Below are 2,642 nucleotides of genomic sequence, written 5' to 3'. Positions count from 1 at the left end.
TGTTTATCGTACAATAAATGTACCTGAAATCGGAAAAAATATTCCCTGGAATCGGATAGGGAATTTCCCTGAAATCAGAAGGACATATTGAAACACACAACCCATATCTCTATCCTTTATCTGAAGCACCACCAACAGATAAGGGAGGAAAGGAAAATGCTCAATATGTCCGATATCAATGATATCAGAGAATTAGGCTCATGTGGGTACAAAATATCAGATATCCACAGGATGACCGGCTACGATCAGAAAACCATACGAAAATACTTAAGGCAGGAGGATTTCTCCCCTGCGCCGACGAATCCTGTCGGAAGGCCATCCGTCCTTGATCCATACAAACCTGTCATTGACAAATGGATTCAGGAAAACGACAAGCGAACCTGGTCAAAGCAGCATCATACAGCCAAAAGGATCTACGACCGCCTTAAGGCGGAAACCGATTATTCAGGAAGCTATGACACCGTCCAGAAATATATGAAAACCATCCGCCGGGATATCCAGAACAAGGGATCTCAGGAACTCATATGGGAACCTGGATTCGCGCAGGTCGATTTCGGCGAGGCCGATTTCATTGAAAATGGGCAGCAGGTCCGTCGGAAGTACCTGGTCGTGTCATTTCCTTACAGCAACTATGGCATCACCCAGCTGTTCTGCGGTGAAACCGCAGAATGTGTGTGCCAGGGACTTGAAGACATCTTTGAGTTCGTCGGCGGTGTATCGAAAGTGCTGGTTTTCGATAATGCGACCGGCGTCGGACATCGTGTGCATGACGAAGTCATGGAGACAGAAATGTTCAGGCGTTTCCGTGCGCACTATCGTTTCCACGTCCGTTACTGCAATCCGGAATCCGGATGGGAAAAAGGGAACGTGGAAAACAAGGTCGGGACAGTCAGAAGAAACCTGTTCGTCCCTATGCCACAGTACACCGATATGATGCTGTACAATAAACAACTGCTCCGCGCCGCGGAAGGTAAGCTTCAGGAGAAACATTATAAAAAGCTCCGCCTGATCAGCGAACTTTTCGCAGAGGATAAGCAGCACTTACTGGATCTTCCGTCAAAGGCTTTCAACGTATGCCGGTATGAGCGCTATAAAGCAGACGGCTATGGCAGGGTGTGCCTGGATGGCAGACATTTTTATTCGACGCGCCCTGAAAACCATAATCAGTATGTAATGGTCGGGATCCGCGCCCATTATATCGACATCCTGAAGGAGGACGGCGAGCTTCTGGTGCGGCACAGACGACAGTATGGCAAAACCCGGACAGAACTCAACGACTACAGCACTTCTCTCGCTGTGCTGTCCAGAAATGCCGGAGCGTGGTTCAACAGCGGTGTCCGCCAGGATCTCCCTGAGATGCTCCGCGATTACATGGACAGTCTGGAGAAGCCGGATCGCAAATCCAGGCTCCGCCTGCTCAGCGAACTCAATGATCAATACGGTTACAAGCCGGCGATGGAAGCCTTCAGGCTTGCTTTTGAGAAAAACGGCGCCGTTCGAGAGTCGGATGCAAAAGTCATTGCGGAGCGCATCACCGGGTATGGTGTTGATACTCCGCCGGAAGCCGGGCCGTCGCTTTCTGTCTATGATGATGCATTCATCAAGCCGCGTCAGGAAGGAGGCGAGGCTGCATCATGATGACCGCCAGAGAACAGAACGAATTGATCGATACAATCTCCGGATACTGTAAGAAGCTCTTTTTCACATCTGCCATTCCGGAGATGTGTCAGAACGAAGGTACTCCAAAACAGATCGAATACCTTTGCGACGCCCTGAAGCATGAGATCGGCCAACGTGAAGAAAACCGCATCGGCAGGCTGATCAAGAGAGCACGTTTTCCGGTCTACAAGACTTTTGATGACTATGATTTCAAACGAGTCAAGCTTCCTCCGGCACTCAGCCGGCAGGAACTGATCGAAGGATCTTTTATCGAGAAAAAAGAAAACCTTGTCCTGTACGGCCCCGTCGGTACAGGAAAAACGCACATGGCGATCGCCGCCGGCGTAAAAGCCTGTATGCGTGGCTGCAAAGTGCGTTTCTATACGGTCACAGAGTTAGTCCTGAAGCTTGCAGAGGCCAGAAAAAACGGAACGCTGGAGCGTCTGCGGAATGCCTTAAATATGCAGGATCTGCTCATTCTCGACGAGTGGGGTTATGTCCCGGTCGACCGGGATGGTTCGGAACTTCTGTTTCAGATCATCTCCGACAGTTATGAAAGCAAAAGCCTGATCCTGACGACCAACCTTGAATTCTCCAAGTGGGGCGGCATCTTCACGGATGAACAGATGGCAGCCGCGATGATCGACCGTCTTGCACACCATGGACATCTCCTCATGTTTGAGGGGAAAAGCTATCGGATGGAACATGCTCTGATGCGGCAGTCAACGCCTGAATCCACCGCGTGTGAATGACAATCGCTCCGAAAGAGGGGAATCCTTTCTCCGAAAAAGGGGAATAATTTTTCCGATTTTCGGGACAATCGATTCGACATCGATCAAAGAAAGGAGCTGACAGATGAACCGTTAATGTTTTTTCTATACTTACAGTATTTACTATGCAGTCCTTCCGATTTCAGGGAATTCCCATGCGGATAAGAGGGAAAAATTTATCCGATTTGAGGGAAAATCTGTTGACAAAACACA

The 2,642-nt window shown here is 49.3% G+C and carries 2 protein-coding genes; both read left to right on the top strand.

The genetic code is table 11. From position 1 onward, the window contains the following. Positions 1-156 precede the first annotated feature (156 nt). Entirely contained in the window at positions 157-1,638 is a 1,482-nt protein-coding gene (istA, locus tag ACTNDI_RS13925) for an IS21 family transposase (protein WP_441101563.1), read from the top strand. After that, positions 1,635-2,411: an IS21-like element helper ATPase IstB gene (gene istB, locus ACTNDI_RS13920; RefSeq protein WP_178323076.1), complete on the top strand. Its 777-nt coding sequence runs from the start codon at positions 1,635-1,637 to the stop codon at positions 2,409-2,411. Before istA ends, istB begins: the two co-directional genes overlap by 4 nt. Positions 2,412-2,642: the final 231 nt, after the last annotated feature.

The sequence above is a fragment of the Bilifractor sp. HCP3S3_D3 genome, assembly GCF_052063915.1.
GTDB lineage: Bacteria > Bacillota > Clostridia > Lachnospirales > Lachnospiraceae > Bilifractor.
Note: the sequence above shows the minus strand (reverse complement) of the source record. Positions and strands in the feature narration are given on the sequence as shown.

Excerpts from the sequence above, each read along its gene's own strand:
- istA (WP_441101563.1), top strand. The coding sequence starts at position 157 with ATGCTCAATATGTCCGATATCAATGATATCAGAGAATTAGGCTCATGT.
- istB (WP_178323076.1), top strand. The coding sequence starts at position 1,635 with ATGATGACCGCCAGAGAACAGAACGAATTGATCGATACAATCTCCGGA.